Here is a 16,369-nt window from a genome sequence, read left to right on the forward strand (position 1 = left end):
GCATCAGGAGACATTACTCGTCAGCGTCATCCGCTACGTCATCGTCGGTGTCGGCTTCCGGTGCGATATCATCATCACCTTCCGCGACGCTACCGTCGATGGAGTCGAGCTCTTCGTCATCCACTGGCTCGGCAACACGCTGCAGACCCACCACGTTTTCATCTTCCGCAGTACGGATGAGGATCACGCCCTGGGTGTTACGGCCCACCACGCTAATCTCAGAAACGCGGGTACGCACCAGCGTACCGGCATCCGTGATCATCATGATCTGGTCGGCATCGTCCACCTGCACCGCGCCAACAACGGAACCGTTGCGCTCGGTCACCTTGATAGAGATAACGCCCTGCGTGCCGCGAGACTTGGTTGGGTATTCCCCTTCCGCCGTACGTTTACCGTAACCATTCTGCGTCACGGTCAGGATTGCCCCTTCACCGCGCGGAATGATCAGAGAAACGACGCTGTCTTCGCCCGCCAGTTTGATACCGCGAACGCCCGTAGCGGTACGGCCCATTGCGCGGACGGCGTTCTCTTTAAAGCGCACCACTTTACCGGCGGCAGAGAACAGCATGACTTCATCAGAACCGGAAGTCAGGTCAACGCCAATCAGCTCATCGCCTTCGTTCAGGTTCACCGCGATGATCCCCGCAGAGCGCGGACGGCTGAATTCGGTCAGGGCGGTTTTCTTCACGGTACCGCTGGCGGTGGCCATAAAGACGTTCACGCCTTCTTCGTATTCGCGTACCGGCAGAATAGCGGTGATACGTTCGTTCGCTTCCAGCGGCAGCAGGTTAACGATTGGACGACCACGCGCGCCACGGCTCGCTTCCGGCAGCTGATAGACCTTCATCCAGTACAGACGGCCCCGGCTGGAGAAGCAGAGGATCGTGTCATGGGTGTTTGCCACCAGCAGGCGGTCAATAAAGTCTTCTTCTTTAATACGCGCTGCCGATTTGCCTTTACCGCCACGACGCTGTGCTTCGTAGTCGGTCAGCGGCTGATACTTCACATAGCCCTGGTGAGACAGGGTAACCACCACGTCTTCACGGTTGATCAGGTCTTCAATGTTAATATCAGAGCTGTTCGCGGTGATTTCGGTGCGACGCTCATCGCCGAACTGATCGCGGACCAGCTCCAGCTCTTCACGGATCACTTCCATCAGGCGATCTGCGCTACCCAGGATATGCAGCAGCTCGGCAATCTGTTCCAGCAGCTCTTTGTATTCGTCGAGCAGTTTTTCGTGCTCAAGGCCGGTCAGTTTCTGCAGACGCAGATCCAGAATCGCCTGGGCCTGCTGTTCAGTCAGGTAGTACTGACCGTCACGCACGCCGAATTCAGGCTCCAGCCACTCAGGACGCGCAGCGTCGTCGCCCGCACGTTCAAGCATGGCGGCCACGTTACCCAGCTCCCACGGACGCGCGATCAGGGCGGCTTTCGCTTCTGCCGGCGTCGGCGCACGGCGAATCAACTCGATAATCGGGTCGATGTTAGCCAGGGCAACGGCCAGCGCTTCAAGGATGTGCGCACGGTCGCGCGCTTTGCGCAGTTCGAAGATGGTACGACGGGTCACCACTTCACGGCGGTGACGCACGAACGCGCTCAGGATCTCTTTCAGGTTCATGATCTTCGGCTGACCATGGTGCAGTGCCACCATGTTGATACCGAAGGAGACCTGAAGCTGAGTCTGGGAGTACAGGTTGTTCAGCACAACCTCACCCACCGCGTCGCGTTTGATCTCAATCACGATGCGCATACCGTCTTTATCAGACTCGTCACGCAACGCGCTGATACCTTCAACACGTTTTTCTTTTACCAGCTCGGCGATTTTTTCAATCAGACGCGCTTTGTTCACCTGATACGGGATCTCGTGAACAATGATGGTCTCACGGCCGGTTTTGGCGTCCGCTTCCACTTCGGCGCGGGCACGGATGTAAATCTTGCCGCGACCGGTGCGGTACGCTTCTTCAATACCGCGACGACCGTTGATGATCGCCGCCGTCGGGAAATCCGGACCCGGGATGTGTTCCATCAGCCCTTCAATGCTGATGTCTTCATCGTCGATATAGGCCAGGCAGCCGTTGATCACTTCGGTGATGTTGTGCGGCGGAATGTTGGTTGCCATACCGACCGCGATACCGGACGAACCGTTCACTAACAGGTTCGGGATCTTGGTTGGCATAACATCAGGAATGCGCTCGGTGCCGTCGTAGTTATCGACGAAATCAACGGTCTCTTTTTCCAGGTCGGCCATCAGCTCGTGGGCGATTTTCGACATACGGATTTCCGTATAACGCATCGCCGCTGCGGAGTCGCCGTCAACAGAACCAAAGTTACCCTGACCATCTACCAGCATGTAACGCAAGGAGAATGGCTGCGCCATACGAACGATGGTGTCATACACGGCGGTATCACCATGCGGGTGATATTTACCGATGACGTCACCCACGACGCGGGCAGATTTTTTATAGGCTTTATTCCAGTCATTGCCCAATACGTTCATGGCGTATAGTACGCGACGGTGTACCGGCTTCAGGCCATCGCGGACATCCGGCAGCGCACGGCCAACAATGACCGACATCGCATAGTCCAGATAGGAGCTCTTCAGCTCTTCCTCGATGTTAACCGGTGTAATTTCTCTCGCAAGGTCGCTCATCTAACCGCTATCCCTCTACTGTATCCCGGATTCAAAGGTCGCAAATTATAACACAGCCGAGGTGATTGAGGTAAACCTATACGCTTTATTCACAGGGATTGCCTGATATACTCCTTTGTCTTGCTAAATAAGGAGTAAAAGCGCCCATGAATGCCGAAAAATCCCCGGTGGCTCACAACGTTGACCACGAAGAGATTGCCAAATTTGAAGCGGTGGCGTCCCGCTGGTGGGATCTCGAAGGTGAGTTCAAACCGCTGCATCGCATTAACCCGCTGCGTCTGGGCTATATCGCGGAGCGTTCCGGCGGTCTGTTCGGTAAGAAAGTGCTCGATGTAGGCTGCGGCGGCGGTATCCTGGCTGAGAGCATGGCGCGCGAAGGGGCGAACGTCACTGGCCTCGATATGGGCTTTGAACCGCTGCAGGTTGCCCGTCTTCATGCGCTGGAATCCGGCATCCAGGTGGAATACGTGCAGGAAACCGTCGAAGAACACGCGGCAAAACATGCCCACCAGTACGATGTGGTGACCTGCATGGAGATGCTGGAGCACGTTCCCGATCCGCAGTCCGTGGTGCACGCCTGTGCAAAACTGGTGAAACCGGGCGGCCAGGTCTTCTTCTCGACCATCAACCGTAACGGTAAAGCCTGGCTGATGGCCGTCGTCGGCGCGGAGTATGTGCTGCGCATGGTGCCGAAAGGCACGCACGACGTGAAGAAATTCATCAAGCCTGCGGAGCTGTTAAGCTGGGTTGACCAGACGTGGCTCAAAGAGCAACACATCACCGGCCTGCACTACAATCCGCTGACCGATAAATTCAAGCTCGCACCGGGCGTGGATGTTAACTATATGTTGCATACCACCGCCAAAAACGACTAACGTCATTCGTTATTCTTATAAAGATTGCGCGACATCATGTTGCGCAATTCTGACCTCCCGTTGAAGAAATCAGCACTCGATCAAATTTTGAATTTTTTTTCTTAATTATTGACATGTCTTCCAGGCCTTACGGTACGAGGACTTAGCCTTTTTTACCCTTTCACAACCTCAATTTAACGTCAAAATCAACCCTTGTGCTGAAAAGATTCGATACTAGAATACTCACCATATAGCGTTTTTCTTATCGCAAACCCCCTATATGTAGTATTTATCCACAGAGTTAGTCACAAGACGGATCTGTGGATAAGCGGGGGATATTTTTTTTATTTCACGGACAGGTAAACCCCACATGAATCAGAGTCTGCTGGTGACAAAGCGCGACGGTACCACCGAGCGTATCAATCTGGACAAAATCCATCGAGTTCTCGACTGGGCAGCAGAAGGACTGAACAACGTATCTATCTCCCAGGTTGAACTGCGTTCCCACATCCAGTTCTACGACGGCATCAAAACGTCTGATATCCATGAAACCATCATCAAGGCAGCGGCGGATCTGATCTCTCGCGAAGCACCGGATTATCAGTACCTCGCTGCACGTCTGGCGATTTTCCACCTGCGTAAAAAAGCCTACGGCCAGTTTGAGCCGCCTAAGCTGTACGATCACGTGGTGAAAATGGTCGAGCTGGGCAAATACGACACGCATCTGCTGGAAGACTATACGGAAGAAGAGTTCGAGCAGATGAACGGGTTTATCGATCACTGGCGCGATATGAACTTCTCCTATGCGGCAGTGAAGCAGCTCGAAGGCAAATACCTGGTTCAGAACCGCGTAACCGGTGAGATCTACGAAAGCGCCCAGTTCCTCTATATTCTGGTGGCTGCCTGCCTGTTCTCTAACTACCCGCGCGACACCCGTCTGGAATACGTGAAGCGTTTCTACGATGCGGTATCGACGTTCAAGATTTCTCTGCCTACGCCAATCATGTCTGGCGTGCGTACCCCAACCCGTCAGTTCAGCTCCTGCGTACTGATTGAGTGTGGTGACAGCCTGGATTCCATCAACGCCACCTCCAGCGCCATCGTGAAATACGTTTCCCAGCGCGCCGGTATCGGTATCAACGCCGGTCGCATCCGTGCGCTGGGCAGCCCGATTCGCGGCGGTGAAGCGTTCCACACCGGCTGTATCCCGTTCTATAAACACTTCCAGACGGCAGTGAAATCCTGCTCTCAGGGCGGCGTGCGCGGCGGTGCAGCGACCCTGTTCTACCCAATGTGGCACCTGGAAGTGGAAAGCCTGCTGGTTCTGAAAAACAACCGCGGCGTGGAAGGCAACCGCGTGCGTCACATGGACTACGGCGTGCAGATCAACAAGCTGATGTACACCCGTCTGCTGAAGGGCGAAGACATCACCCTGTTCAGCCCGTCCGACGTCCCGGGCCTGTATGACGCCTTCTTCGCCGATCAGGACGAGTTCGAGCGTCTGTACACCAAATACGAAAAAGACGACAGCATCCGCAAACAGCGCGTGAAGGCGGTAGACCTGTTCTCCCTGATGATGCAGGAACGTGCTTCTACCGGCCGTATCTACATCCAGAACGTGGACCACTGCAACACCCACAGCCCGTTTGATCCGGTTGTTGCGCCAGTGCGCCAGTCTAACCTGTGCCTGGAGATCGCCCTGCCGACCAAACCGCTGGAAGACGTGAACGACGAAAACGGTGAAATCGCGCTGTGTACGCTGTCCGCGTTCAACCTGGGTGCGATTAAGAGCCTGGACGAGCTGGAAGAGCTGGCCGTGCTGGCCGTACGTGCCCTCGACGCCCTGCTGGATTACCAGGATTACCCAATCCCGGCAGCCAAACGCGGTGCCATGGGCCGCCGTACCCTGGGTATTGGCGTGATCAACTTCGCTTACTGGCTGGCGAAAAACGGCAAGCGTTATTCTGATGGCAGCGCCAACAACCTGACGCACCAGACGTTTGAAGCCATTCAGTACTACCTGATGAAAGCTTCCAACGAGCTGGCGAAAGAGCAAGGCGCGTGCCCGTGGTTCAACGAGACCACCTACGCGAAAGGCATTCTGCCAATCGACACCTACAAGAAAGACCTGGACGCGATTGTCAGCGAGCCGCTGCATCTCGACTGGGAAGGCCTGCGCGAGTCCATTAAGACTCACGGCCTGCGTAACTCCACGCTCTCTGCCCTGATGCCGTCCGAGACCTCTTCGCAGATCTCTAACGCCACCAACGGTATTGAGCCACCGCGCGGCCACGTCAGCATTAAAGCCTCGAAAGACGGCGTGCTGCGTCAGGTGGTACCGGATTACGAGACGCTGGGCAACAACTACGAGCTGCTGTGGGAAATGCCTAACAACGACGGCTATCTGCAGCTGGTGGGTATCATGCAGAAGTTTATCGACCAGTCGATCTCTGCCAACACCAACTATGACCCAACGCGCTTCCCGTCCGGCAAGGTTCCGATGCAGCAGCTGCTGAAAGACCTGCTGACCGCCTATAAATTTGGCGTGAAAACCCTGTACTATCACAATACCCGTGATGGTGCGGAAGACGCCCAGGACGACATGGTTCCGTCAATTCAGGACGATGGCTGCGAAAGCGGCGCATGTAAGATCTAATAAATCCCCTCACCCTAACCCTCTCCCACAGGGAGAGGGAACTCTTTCCCCCTCTCCCTGTGGGAGAGGGCCGGGGTGAGGGAAATAACACCACAGGACACATTCATGGCATATACCACCTTTTCACAGACGAAAAACGACCAGCTCAAAGAGCCGATGTTCTTCGGCCAGCCGGTCAACGTGGCACGCTACGATCAGCAAAAATATGACATCTTCGAAAAGCTGATTGAAAAGCAACTCTCCTTCTTCTGGCGCCCGGAAGAAGTGGACGTTTCCCGCGATCGTATTGATTTCCAGGCATTGCCGGATCACGAAAAGCATATCTTCCTCAGCAACCTGAAGTACCAGACGCTGCTGGACTCCATTCAGGGCCGTAGCCCGAACGTGGCGCTGCTGCCGCTGATCTCGATTCCTGAGCTCGAAACCTGGGTGGAAACCTGGGCGTTCTCCGAGACGATCCACTCCCGCTCTTACACCCATATCATCCGCAACATCGTGAACGATCCGGCGGTGGTGTTTGACGATATCGTCACCAACGAGCAGATCCAGAAGCGCGCGGAAGGCATTTCCCACTACTACGACGAGCTGATCGAGATGACCAGCTACTGGCATCTGCTGGGTGAAGGCACGCACAACGTGAACGGCAAAACCGTTACCGTGAACCTGCGCGCGCTGAAAAAACAGCTGTATCTGTGCCTGATGAGCGTTAACGCGCTGGAGGCAATCCGCTTCTACGTGAGCTTCGCCTGCTCCTTCGCTTTTGCCGAGCGCAAGCTGATGGAAGGCAACGCCAAAATCATCCGTCTGATTGCACGTGATGAAGCCCTGCACCTGACCGGCACCCAGCACATGCTGAACCTGCTGCGCAGCGGTACGGACGACCCGGAAATGGCTGAAATCGCCGAAGAGTGCAAGCAGGAGTGCTATGACCTGTTCGTGCTGGCGGCTCAGCAAGAGAAAGAGTGGGCAGACTACCTGTTCCGCGACGGCTCCATGATTGGCCTGAACAAAGACATTCTGTGCCAGTACGTTGAGTACATTACCAACATCCGTATGCAGGCCGTCGGTCTCGATTTGCCGTTCCAGACGCGCTCTAACCCAATCCCGTGGATCAACACCTGGCTGGTGTCCGATAACGTGCAGGTGGCGCCGCAGGAAGTGGAAGTGAGTTCTTACCTGGTCGGTCAGATTGATTCTGAAGTCAACACTGACGACCTGAGCGACTTCCAGCTCTGATGACGCGCGTAACGCTGAGCCTTTCGGGCACCGAAGTGTTGTGCCAGGAAGAGCACCCTTCCCTGCTGGTGGCGCTTGAAGCGCATCAGGTGGAGGTAGAGTACCAGTGTCGTGAAGGCTATTGCGGCTCCTGCCGCTGCCGCCTGGTCGCAGGCCAGGTGGACTGGCTGACCGAACCGCTGGCCTTTATCAACGAAGGGGAAATTTTGCCCTGCTGCTGCAGGGCAAAAGGCGACATTGAGATCGAGATGTGATTGCCCTGTTTCCCTCTCCCTGTGGGAGAGGGTTAGGGTGAGGGCATCAGGCCGCAGAGCCTGATTGTCGGGTGGCGGCTTCGCCTTACCCGACCTACAAAACTATTTTAAGAACGTCACCGCTTTATCCGGGAAATCCGTAAACAGTCCGTCCACGCCCGCCTGGTTATACAACACCTCATAAAGCTGATTCACGTCCGTGGCATACGGCGGCAGCTGGTCTGCACGCACCGTGTACGGGTGGACCTGCATCTTGCTGGCATGCGCCTCTTTCACCATCGCTGTCAGCTTCACGTGACCCGGCGTTGAGCCCTCCGCCACCAGCATGTGGTAATCCGGCCCGATGCCGTCGGCGTACTGCGCAATCTGCTTCATCGCACCCGGCTTAAACATCCAGTCGTAGTTATAGTTCACCCACTTGCCGTCCGGCTGCTTCTCCTGGGTTTCATTCCAGTCGGTATAGGCAATCAGCTGCACCAGATTGAGGTTCATCCCCATCTTCGGCTCCAGCTCGGTTTTGATGCGCTTCAGCTCAGCGGCGTCAAAACACTGCAGGTAAACATTGTCCTTCTTGCTGGAGTAGCCGTACTGCTTCAGCACCTCCAGCGTTTTCGCGGCAATGTCTTTCCCTTCCTGGTGGTGGAACCACGGCGCTTTGATTTCCGGGTAGATACCGATATTTTTCCCGGTCGAGTGGTTCAGCCCCTGAACAAACTCAATCTCTTCCTGGAAGGTGTGGATCCGGAAGTCGGATTTGCCCATCGGGAAACGTCCCGGATAGACCTGCACCTTCTTGCCGTTTTCAATCTCGAAGCCTTCGGTAAACTTCAGGGAGCGGATCTCATCCAGGGTAAAATCAATAGCGTAGAAGCGGCCATCTTTGCGGGCGCGGTCCGGGAAACGCTCCGCCACGTCCGTCACGCGATCAAGATAATGATCGTGCAGGACCACCAGCTGGTCGTCCTTCGTCATCACCAGGTCCTGCTCCAGATAATCCGCGCCCTGCGCATAGGCCATCGCTTTTGCCGGCAGCGTATGCTCCGGCAGATAGCCGCTGGCACCGCGGTGGGCGATGACGATTTTATCTGCCGCCAGCGCGGAGCCTGTCATCAGGCCCGCCAGCAGCAGGCCGGTTGTTACGTAAGATAATTTCATGGCAATGCTCCTTATTGACGACGTGCCTGCACTTCCGCGTGGTGACGTTTCTCACCGATCATCACGATAATCAGCAGCAGTACCGCCAGCACGCTACCGCCAATCATCACCATAAAGCCGCCGTCCCAGCCGAAGAAGTCAACGGTATAGCCCACGATGGCGCTCGCCGCGACCGACCCACCCAGGTAGCCGAACAGACCGGTAAAGCCTGCCGCCGTGCCTGCCGCTTTCTTCGGTGCCAGCTCCAGCGCGTGCAGACCGATCAGCATAACCGGACCGTAAATCAGGAAACCGATAACGATCATACAGGCCATATCTACTGACGGGTTGCCCGGCGGGTTGAGCCAGTACACTACGGTGGCGATGGTCACCAGAGTCATAAAGAAGACGCCTGTCGCACCGCGGTTGCCTTTAAACACTTTGTCCGACATCCAGCCGCAAAGCAGCGTGCCCGGGATCCCCGCATATTCATACAGGAAGTAGGCCCACGAAGATTTATCCAGCGCGAAGTGCTTCACCTCTTTCAGGTAAGTCGGTGACCAGTCCAGAATGCCGTAGCGCAGCAGGTAAACGAACACGTTCGCTACCGCGATGTACCACAGCAGCTTGTTCGGCAGGACGTACTTCATGAAGATCTGTTTTGCGGTCAGCTCTTCTTCATGCTCCTTGCTGTAATCATCCGGATAGTCGTTTTTGTACTCTTCGATCGGCGGCAGACCACAGGACTGCGGCGTGTCGCGCATCAGGGCGAAGGCAATAATCGCCACCACGATGGCGCCAAAGGCAGGCATATAGAGCGCCGCGTGCCAGTCGTTGAACCAGGCCATCCCCAGCAGGAACAGCAGAGGCGGAATGCCGCCACCCACGTTATGCGCGCAGTTCCACACCGACACGATACCGCCGCGCTCTTTCTGCGACCACCAGTGCACCATGGTGCGTCCGCACGGCGGCCACCCCATACCCTGGAACCAGCCGCAGAGGAACAGCAGCACGAACATGACGGCAATGCTGGAGGTTGCCCACGGCACAAAGCCCATAAACAGCATAACCGCTGCCGCCAGGATCAGGCCGGCCGGCAGAAACACGCGCGGGTTCGAGCGGTCGGACACTGAACCCATAATGAATTTGGAAAAACCGTAGGCGATGGAAATACCTGACAGCGCGAACCCCAGATCGCCACGCGAAAAACCCTGCTCTACCAGGTACGGCATGGCGAGCGCAAAGTTTTTACGAACAAGGTAGTACGCCGCGTACCCGAAGAAGATCCCCAGGAAAATTTGCCAACGCAGACGGCGGTATAGCGGATCAATTTCTGCCTCTGGCAGACGCGCCCGATGCGGCGCAGGTTTGAAGATACTGAGCATGACAGCCTCCGTGGCCAAAAATTGAATTTACAGGGGTTTAACTGCCCCATACTCCAGAGAGGTCGCGATGTTAAGAAATCACAGTGATTGTTACTGTGAATCAACGCACAGATTGTTACAGAAATATGACAGAATGCGCAAAAAAGCGCATGAAATCACGTTTCACTTTCGTATTTCGCTCGTTTGTGTTCGAAATCAAACAAACCACAGTTTTCATGTGGCTAAATGATAAAAAAACGAACACAGAGGGATGACAATGACAATTCACGATCCTCGTTACAGCGATGTGATTATCATTGGCGGTGGCGCAACCGGCGCTGGCATCGCACGCGATTGCGCCCTGCGGGGATTAAGCGTCACGCTTCTGGAGCGCCATGACATAGCGACGGGCGCTACCGGCCGCAATCATGGGCTACTTCACAGCGGCGCCCGCTACGCCGTGACCGACGGCGAATCCGCGCGCGAATGTATCGCCGAAAATCAGATCCTGCGGCGTATAGCCCGCCACTGCATTGAACCCACCGACGGTCTGTTTATTACGCTTCCCGAAGACGATCTCGCCTTTCAGTCAACCTTTATTACCGCCTGCCGCGCGGCGGGGATTCAGGCCGAGGCTATCGACCCGGTCCTCGCACGGCGCATTGAGCCCTCCGTCAACTCGGCCCTGACGGGCGCGGTAAAAGTGCCTGACGGTACGGTTGATCCTTTTCGCCTGACGGCCGCCAACATGCTGGACGCTCGCGAGCATGGCGCGCACATACTGACCGGGCACGAAGTGACCGGGCTTATCCGCGAAGGCCATCGCATCTGCGGCGTGCGGGTGTATGACACGCAATACAATGAACACAGCGAGCTGTTTGCCTCCGTCGTCGTCAATGCCGCGGGGATCTGGGGGCAGCACATTGCGGAGTACGCCGATCTCTCGGTTCGCATGTTCCCGGCGAAAGGCTCCCTGCTGATCCTCGACCACCGCATTAATAACCACGTGATCAACCGCTGCCGCAAACCGTCCGATGCCGACATCCTCGTCCCCGGCGATACCATTTCGTTAATCGGTACCACCTCAACGCACGTGGACTACAGCGAGATTGATTACAACCGCGTGACCGCCGAAGAGGTGGATATCCTGCTGCGCGAAGGGGAAAAACTGGCCCCGGTAATGGCGCAGACCCGGATCCTGCGGGCCTATGCGGGCGTACGTCCGCTGGTCGCCAGCGATAACGACCCAAGCGGGCGAAACGTCAGCCGCGGCATTGTGCTGCTCGACCATGCCGCGCGTGACGGCCTGGACGGGTTTATCACCATCACCGGCGGCAAGCTAATGACCTATCGCCTGATGGCGGAGTGGGCAACGGATGCCGTCTGCCGCAAGCTGGGCAATACCGAACCGTGCGTAACGGCAGAACAGCCTCTGCCCGGTTCGCGGCAATCCACCGAGAAGACGCTGCAAAAAATTATCTCTCTGCCTGCCCCTCTGCGCGGGTCGGCCATCTATCGCCATGGCGACAGAACGCCGGCCTGGCTGGGCGAAGGGCGGCTGAGCCGCAGCCTCGTATGCGAATGCGAAGCCGTGACCGCCGGTGAAGTGCAGTACGCGGTGGAGAACCTGACGGTCAATAGCCTGCTCGATCTCCGCCGCCGCACCCGCGTCGGAATGGGGACCTGCCAGGGCGAGCTGTGCGCCTGCCGTGCCGCCGGTCTGCTGCAACGTTTTCATACCACCACCGCCACCCAGTCGCTCGATCAGCTCAGCGCGTTTTTAAACGAGCGCTGGAAAGGCATTCAGCCTGTTGCCTGGGGAGATGCCCTGCGTGAAAGCGAATTTACCCGCTGGGTCTACCAGGGGCTTTGCGGTCTTGAGAAGGAGCAACGCGATGAAATTTGACACCGTGATTGTCGGCGGCGGGCTGGCAGGCCTGCTTTGTGGCATCAAACTCACAAAGCGGGGGCTGCGCTGCGCCATTATCACCCGCGGTCAAAGCGCCCTGCACTTCTCGTCGGGCTCGCTGGATCTGGTGGATGAAACGTACCGCGATAAGCTGCCGCCGGAGCATCCCTATCACCTGATTGGCGCGCATAATATTGACCGCTTTGCCCTGGAAACCGAAGCGCTGCTGGCGGACTGCGGCGCGCGTCTGAAGGGGAGCGCCAGGCAAAATCATCAGCGCGTCACGCCGCTCGGTACCCTACGTTCCGCCTGGCTAAGTCCGGAGGAGGTGCCCGTTGCCCCGTTCAGCGCCGCGCGCGTGCGGGTAGTGGGTATCAGCGGTTTTCTTGATTTTCAGCCCCATCTCGCGGCGGCGTCGCTTTGCCGCCAGGGCGTTAATGCCGAAACGGCAGAGATAGAGCTGCCCGAGCTTGATGTTCTGCGCGACAACCCGAGCGAGTTTCGCGCGGTGAATATCGCCCGTTTCCTTGATAACGAAGATAAGTGGCCGCTGCTGTATGACGCGCTCAGGCCGCTCGGCGAAAGTTGCGACGCGCTGTTGATGCCCGCCTGCTTTGGCTTACACGATAATCGGCTCTGGCGCTGGCTATCGGACCGACTGCCCTGCACGCTCGGCCTGCTGCCAACGCTGCCGCCTTCCGTACCGGGTATTCGCCTGCATACCCAGCTCCAGCGCCAGTTTGTTGCGCAAGGTGGCGTCTGGATGGCGGGTGACGAGGTGAAAAAAATTACCCTGACGGACGGCGCGGTAAGCGAAGTCTGGACGCGCAACCACGATGATATTCCGCTTCGCGCCCGCTATACGGTGCTGGCAAGCGGCAGTTTCTTCAGTAACGGACTGCTGAGCAGCCGGGAGGGCATTCGGGAAGCCATTATGGGCCTGGATGTCCGGCAAAGCGCCTCCCGCGCGGACTGGTATCAGAGTGATTTCTTCTCGCCGCAGCCCTGGCAACAGTTCGGCGTGATTGTCGATAACCAGCTACACCCGCAGCTTTCCGGTAAGCCCGTCAGCAATCTCTTTGCCATCGGCTCGCTGCTGGGCGGATACGACCCGATCGCTCAAGGATGCGGTGGCGGCGTCTGCGCCGTCACCGCGCTGTATGTGGCAGAGCAGATTAGCCAAAGCATGGAGGCTGAACAATGAACGATACCCGTTTTGAAAGCTGCATCAAATGCACGGTGTGTACCACCGTCTGCCCGGTCAGCGGCGTAAATCCCCGCTATCCCGGGCCAAAGCAGGCCGGGCCGGACGGCGAGCGCCTGCGCCTGAAGGACGGCAGGCTGTATGACGAGGCGCTGAAATACTGCATCAACTGCAAACGCTGCGAGGTGGCCTGCCCGTCGGATGTTAAAATCGGCGATATCATCCAGCGCGCGCGGGCGCGCTACGGCACGCAAAAGCCGTCATTGCGGGACGCCATTCTGAGCCACACCGATCTGATGGGCAGCGTCTCTACGCCGTTCGCCCCGCTGGTGAACGCCGCGACCTCTCTCAAACCGGTGCGCCAGCTGCTGGATGCCACGCTGAAGATTGACCATCACCGCAGCCTGCCGAAATATTCTCACGGCACTTTCCGCCGCTGGTATAAGTCCGTCGCGGCGGAGCAGGCGAAGTATGTCGACCAGGTGGCTTTTTTCCACGGCTGCTATGTGAACTACAACCACCCGCAGCTGGGCAAAGATCTGCTGAAGGTGCTTAACGCCATGGGAACGGGCGTTCAGCTACTGAACAAGGAGAAGTGCTGCGGCGTACCGCTGATTGCCAACGGGTTTACCGATAAAGCGCGCAGGCAGGCCAAAAGCAACGTTACGTCGCTGCGCGAAGCCATTGTCGACAAGGGTATTCCGGTGCTGGCGACCTCGTCCACCTGCACCTTCACCCTGCGCGACGAGTACCCGCATCTGCTGGACGTTGATAATAGCGGGCTGCGCGAGCACATTGAGCTGGCGACGCGTTTCCTGTGGCGCAAACTGGATAGCGGGCAGACGTTGCCGCTGGGGAAACTGCCCCTGAAAGTGGTGTACCACACGCCGTGTCATATGGAGAAAATGGGCTGGTCGCTCTATACGCTTGAACTGCTGCGGTTGATTCCAGGCCTTGAGCTAACGGTGCTGGATTCGCGCTGCTGCGGGATTGCAGGAACCTACGGCTTCAAGCGTGAGAACTACGAAACGTCACAGGCGATTGGCGCCCCGCTGTTTCGCCAGATTGAAGAGAGCGGCGCGGATATCGTGGTGACCGACTGCGAAACCTGCAAGTGGCAGATTGAGATGTCCACCAGCAAGCGCTGTGAACATCCGATTACCCTGCTGGCGAAGGCGCTGGGCTAAACGGTGCCGGGGCGAAAGGCCCCGGCACGGGTTTTACTCAACGAACAGCGACTCGACCACATGGATCCAGCCGTGCTCGCTGGCAACCTCTTTGCCATTCAACCAGCGGCGCAGCATGTTCAACGCCATCATGGCGCAAACCTCCTGACGCACCGCCAGGCTGTGGCGGGTGATGCTCATTTTTACCCGCAGCGCCCAGGTGCCTTCCGGCGTGGCCAGTGCAAAGTTAAGGTATTCCTCATCCAGCCCCCCGACAAACAGCGCCAGGCCGGCAAAATGTTTCACCCTTCTTTCAGAAGCCCAGCGGGCGGTCTGCGCCAGCGTCTCCTGCTGGAACGGCACCACTTCGCTGGCCAGCAGCGGCGCGTTAACGCGCGACAGCTGCAGCGCCAGCAGGCCGCCGGTGAACTGCTCGCTTAAGGTCACGCTCAGCTGGCGCGACTGCAGATGCTTCGCAATCTGCGCCGGTAGCCCTTCCGTGCCCTCAAAGATCAGGCTTTCGCCCGCCACGCGCTGCACCTCAGGCCACAGGGCCAGCATCGCCTCTTTCTGCGTGGCCGGACCGGTAAGCTTAAGCTCAATGATCGGCATGGAGGAGCGATAGCCCATGGACACGTCCGGCGGCAGTGCCAGGTTGTCGAGGCTCTGGGCCAGATCGCTTTCAGAGCGGCCAAAGGTGGTCAGACGCAGGCAAAGCGGGGGTTCCGGCAGGGTAAAACGATCGCGAAGGCGCGGCAGGATCTGCTGCTCGACCATCACTTTAAATTCTGAGGGCACGCCCGGCGTGAAGAACATCAGGCAGCGGTTCAGCTGCATGGCAAACCCGCACGCGGTACCGACCGGGTTATCGACCAGCTCAGCGCTGGCGGGGATTTCAGCCTGTTTACGGTTGCTGGGGGCCATGATGCGGCCACGTTCGGAGAAAAAGCGCTCCATCTGCGAAAGCCACGCCTCGTGCAGCACCAGCCCTTCGCCTTTTGCCGTCGCGGCGGCCAGCGCGCTGAGATCGTCGCTGGTAGGGCCGAGCCCACCGTTCACAATCAGCACGTCACAGTGTTCGCTGCGTTCACGCAGAATAGCGACCAGTGACTCAAGATTGTCGCCCACCGTGTTGCGGCGCGTTAACGGTAATCCTTGCTCAAAGAAAAGATCGGCAAGCCAGGCAGCATTGGTATCAATAATTTGGCCATGCAGCACTTCGTCGCCGGTGGATAACATCTCCACGTTAATCATTATGTTCTCCCGCTTATTTGGTCAAAACACTATAGCGCAAACGCGGGGTGGAGAAGAGAGAAACTGGCGCGACAGAATGCCGCGCCGGAGTGATTAGAAGCCTGCGCTAACGCCCACGTACGGGCCGTCGGCCAGCGCGTTGTCGCGGTTGCCGTCTTTGCCGGCCAGGTTCAGGTAACGATAGCCTGCTTCAATGGTAATCGGACGCATGATGGTCCAGCGCGCGCCGGCGTTGGCTTCCTCATAGCTGTCGATACCGCTGGAGAGGGAGTCCGGAGAATAGTAGTACTCGCCAAACAGGCCGAAGCTGTCGCCAATTTTCCACTGCAGGCCGCCGCCCACTGCCGCCGCGTACCCTTCGTCACCGTCATTTGGGTTGGTATAGATACCTTTACCGCCGACGGTCGCCAGGAACGGGCCGAGAGGAACGTTAAGACCCAGGCCGAGGCTGGCCGCGTCGCCGTCGTCATCGTTATGCGTCCAGCCGCCGGTCATCGCCAGACCGGAAGTCTCTGTACCCATGCCAAAGCCCAGGTGGGTATAGTCCTGACCCGCCGAGCCGTTAATGCTAATAGCGTTAGCCGCCGCAGAAACAACCATCAGGCCGAAGCCCATTAATGCCACTTTTTTCATTGTCGCGATCCCGCACATTTTATAAGAAGTCCCAAAACCGCGAGATTTTAACCTA

At 57.5% G+C, this 16,369-nt stretch carries 12 protein-coding genes; 7 read left to right on the top strand and 5 right to left on the bottom strand.

Translation table 11 applies throughout. The features are described from left to right. Positions 1-13: 13 nt before the first annotated feature. Positions 14-2,650 (bottom strand): DNA topoisomerase (ATP-hydrolyzing) subunit A, encoded by a 2,637-nt coding sequence (gene gyrA, locus ABR39_RS08585; RefSeq protein ID WP_047346598.1) that lies wholly within the window; start codon positions 2,648-2,650, stop codon positions 14-16. Between the two features lie 146 nt (positions 2,651-2,796). Between gyrA and ubiG the strand changes: the two genes are divergently transcribed. The 4 genes from ubiG to yfaE all read left to right on the top strand — a co-directional run bounded on the left by ubiG (position 2,797) and on the right by yfaE (position 7,650). Further along, entirely contained in the window at positions 2,797-3,525 is a 729-nt protein-coding gene (ubiG, locus tag ABR39_RS08590; RefSeq protein ID WP_039263205.1) for a bifunctional 2-polyprenyl-6-hydroxyphenol methylase/3-demethylubiquinol 3-O-methyltransferase UbiG, read from the top strand. A 349-nt stretch (positions 3,526-3,874) separates the two neighbouring features. After that, on the top strand, positions 3,875-6,160 hold the full coding sequence (gene nrdA, locus ABR39_RS08595; protein WP_023312513.1) for a class 1a ribonucleoside-diphosphate reductase subunit alpha: 2,286 nt from the start codon (positions 3,875-3,877) through the stop codon (positions 6,158-6,160). Between the two features lie 105 nt (positions 6,161-6,265). Then, positions 6,266-7,396, top strand: a complete 1,131-nt coding sequence (nrdB, locus tag ABR39_RS08600) for a class Ia ribonucleoside-diphosphate reductase subunit beta (RefSeq protein WP_047346599.1) — start codon at positions 6,266-6,268, stop codon at positions 7,394-7,396. Further along, positions 7,396-7,650, top strand: coding sequence for a class I ribonucleotide reductase maintenance protein YfaE (gene yfaE, locus ABR39_RS08605; RefSeq protein ID WP_025757202.1), 255 nt, complete (start codon positions 7,396-7,398; stop codon positions 7,648-7,650). The genes nrdB and yfaE overlap by 1 nt, the downstream gene beginning before the upstream one ends. Positions 7,651-7,752: 102 nt before the next feature. Here the strand turns inward: yfaE and glpQ are convergent, their stop codons facing one another. Together glpQ and glpT are read right to left on the bottom strand one after the other, a co-directional pair. Beyond that, positions 7,753-8,805 carry a glycerophosphodiester phosphodiesterase gene (gene glpQ, locus ABR39_RS08610; RefSeq protein ID WP_047346600.1) on the bottom strand — a complete coding sequence of 351 codons (1,053 nt, stop codon included), beginning with the start codon at positions 8,803-8,805 and terminating at the stop codon, positions 7,753-7,755. Between the two features lie 11 nt (positions 8,806-8,816). Beyond that, complete coding sequence (gene glpT / locus ABR39_RS08615; protein ID WP_047346601.1) at positions 8,817-10,169, bottom strand: glycerol-3-phosphate transporter; 1,353 nt, start codon at positions 10,167-10,169, stop codon at positions 8,817-8,819. A gap of 256 nt (positions 10,170-10,425) precedes the next feature. On the opposite strand from glpT, the gene glpA reads away from it, so the two are divergent. Genes glpA through glpC form a run of 3 tightly spaced genes read left to right on the top strand, consistent with a single transcriptional unit; the run spans position 10,426 to position 14,448 of the window. Continuing rightward, positions 10,426-12,054 carry an anaerobic glycerol-3-phosphate dehydrogenase subunit A gene (gene glpA / locus ABR39_RS08620; protein ID WP_047346602.1) on the top strand — a complete coding sequence of 543 codons (1,629 nt, stop codon included), beginning with the start codon at positions 10,426-10,428 and terminating at the stop codon, positions 12,052-12,054. Beyond that, the gene (gene glpB, locus ABR39_RS08625) at positions 12,044-13,261 is read left to right on the top strand and encodes a glycerol-3-phosphate dehydrogenase subunit GlpB (RefSeq protein WP_047346603.1); all 1,218 of its coding nucleotides are present in this window, start codon (positions 12,044-12,046) and stop codon (positions 13,259-13,261) included. The genes glpA and glpB overlap by 11 nt, the downstream gene beginning before the upstream one ends. Next, entirely contained in the window at positions 13,258-14,448 is a 1,191-nt protein-coding gene (glpC, locus tag ABR39_RS08630) for an anaerobic glycerol-3-phosphate dehydrogenase subunit GlpC (RefSeq protein WP_047346604.1), read from the top strand. Before glpB ends, glpC begins: the two co-directional genes overlap by 4 nt. Before the next feature lie 33 nt (positions 14,449-14,481). On the opposite strand, the gene ABR39_RS08635 is transcribed toward glpC, so the two are convergent. Together ABR39_RS08635 and ABR39_RS08640 are read right to left on the bottom strand one after the other, a co-directional pair. Then, the gene (locus ABR39_RS08635) at positions 14,482-15,681 is read right to left on the bottom strand and encodes a nicotinamide mononucleotide deamidase-related protein YfaY (protein WP_047346605.1); all 1,200 of its coding nucleotides are present in this window, start codon (positions 15,679-15,681) and stop codon (positions 14,482-14,484) included. A gap of 93 nt (positions 15,682-15,774) precedes the next feature. Continuing rightward, complete coding sequence (locus tag ABR39_RS08640) at positions 15,775-16,314, bottom strand: YfaZ family outer membrane protein (RefSeq protein WP_025757196.1); 540 nt, start codon at positions 16,312-16,314, stop codon at positions 15,775-15,777. Positions 16,315-16,369 lie beyond the last annotated feature (55 nt).

The sequence above is a fragment of the Enterobacter genomosp. O genome (assembly GCF_001022965.1).
In the GTDB taxonomy this organism is placed as follows: Bacteria; Pseudomonadota; Gammaproteobacteria; order Enterobacterales; family Enterobacteriaceae; genus Enterobacter; species Enterobacter cloacae_L.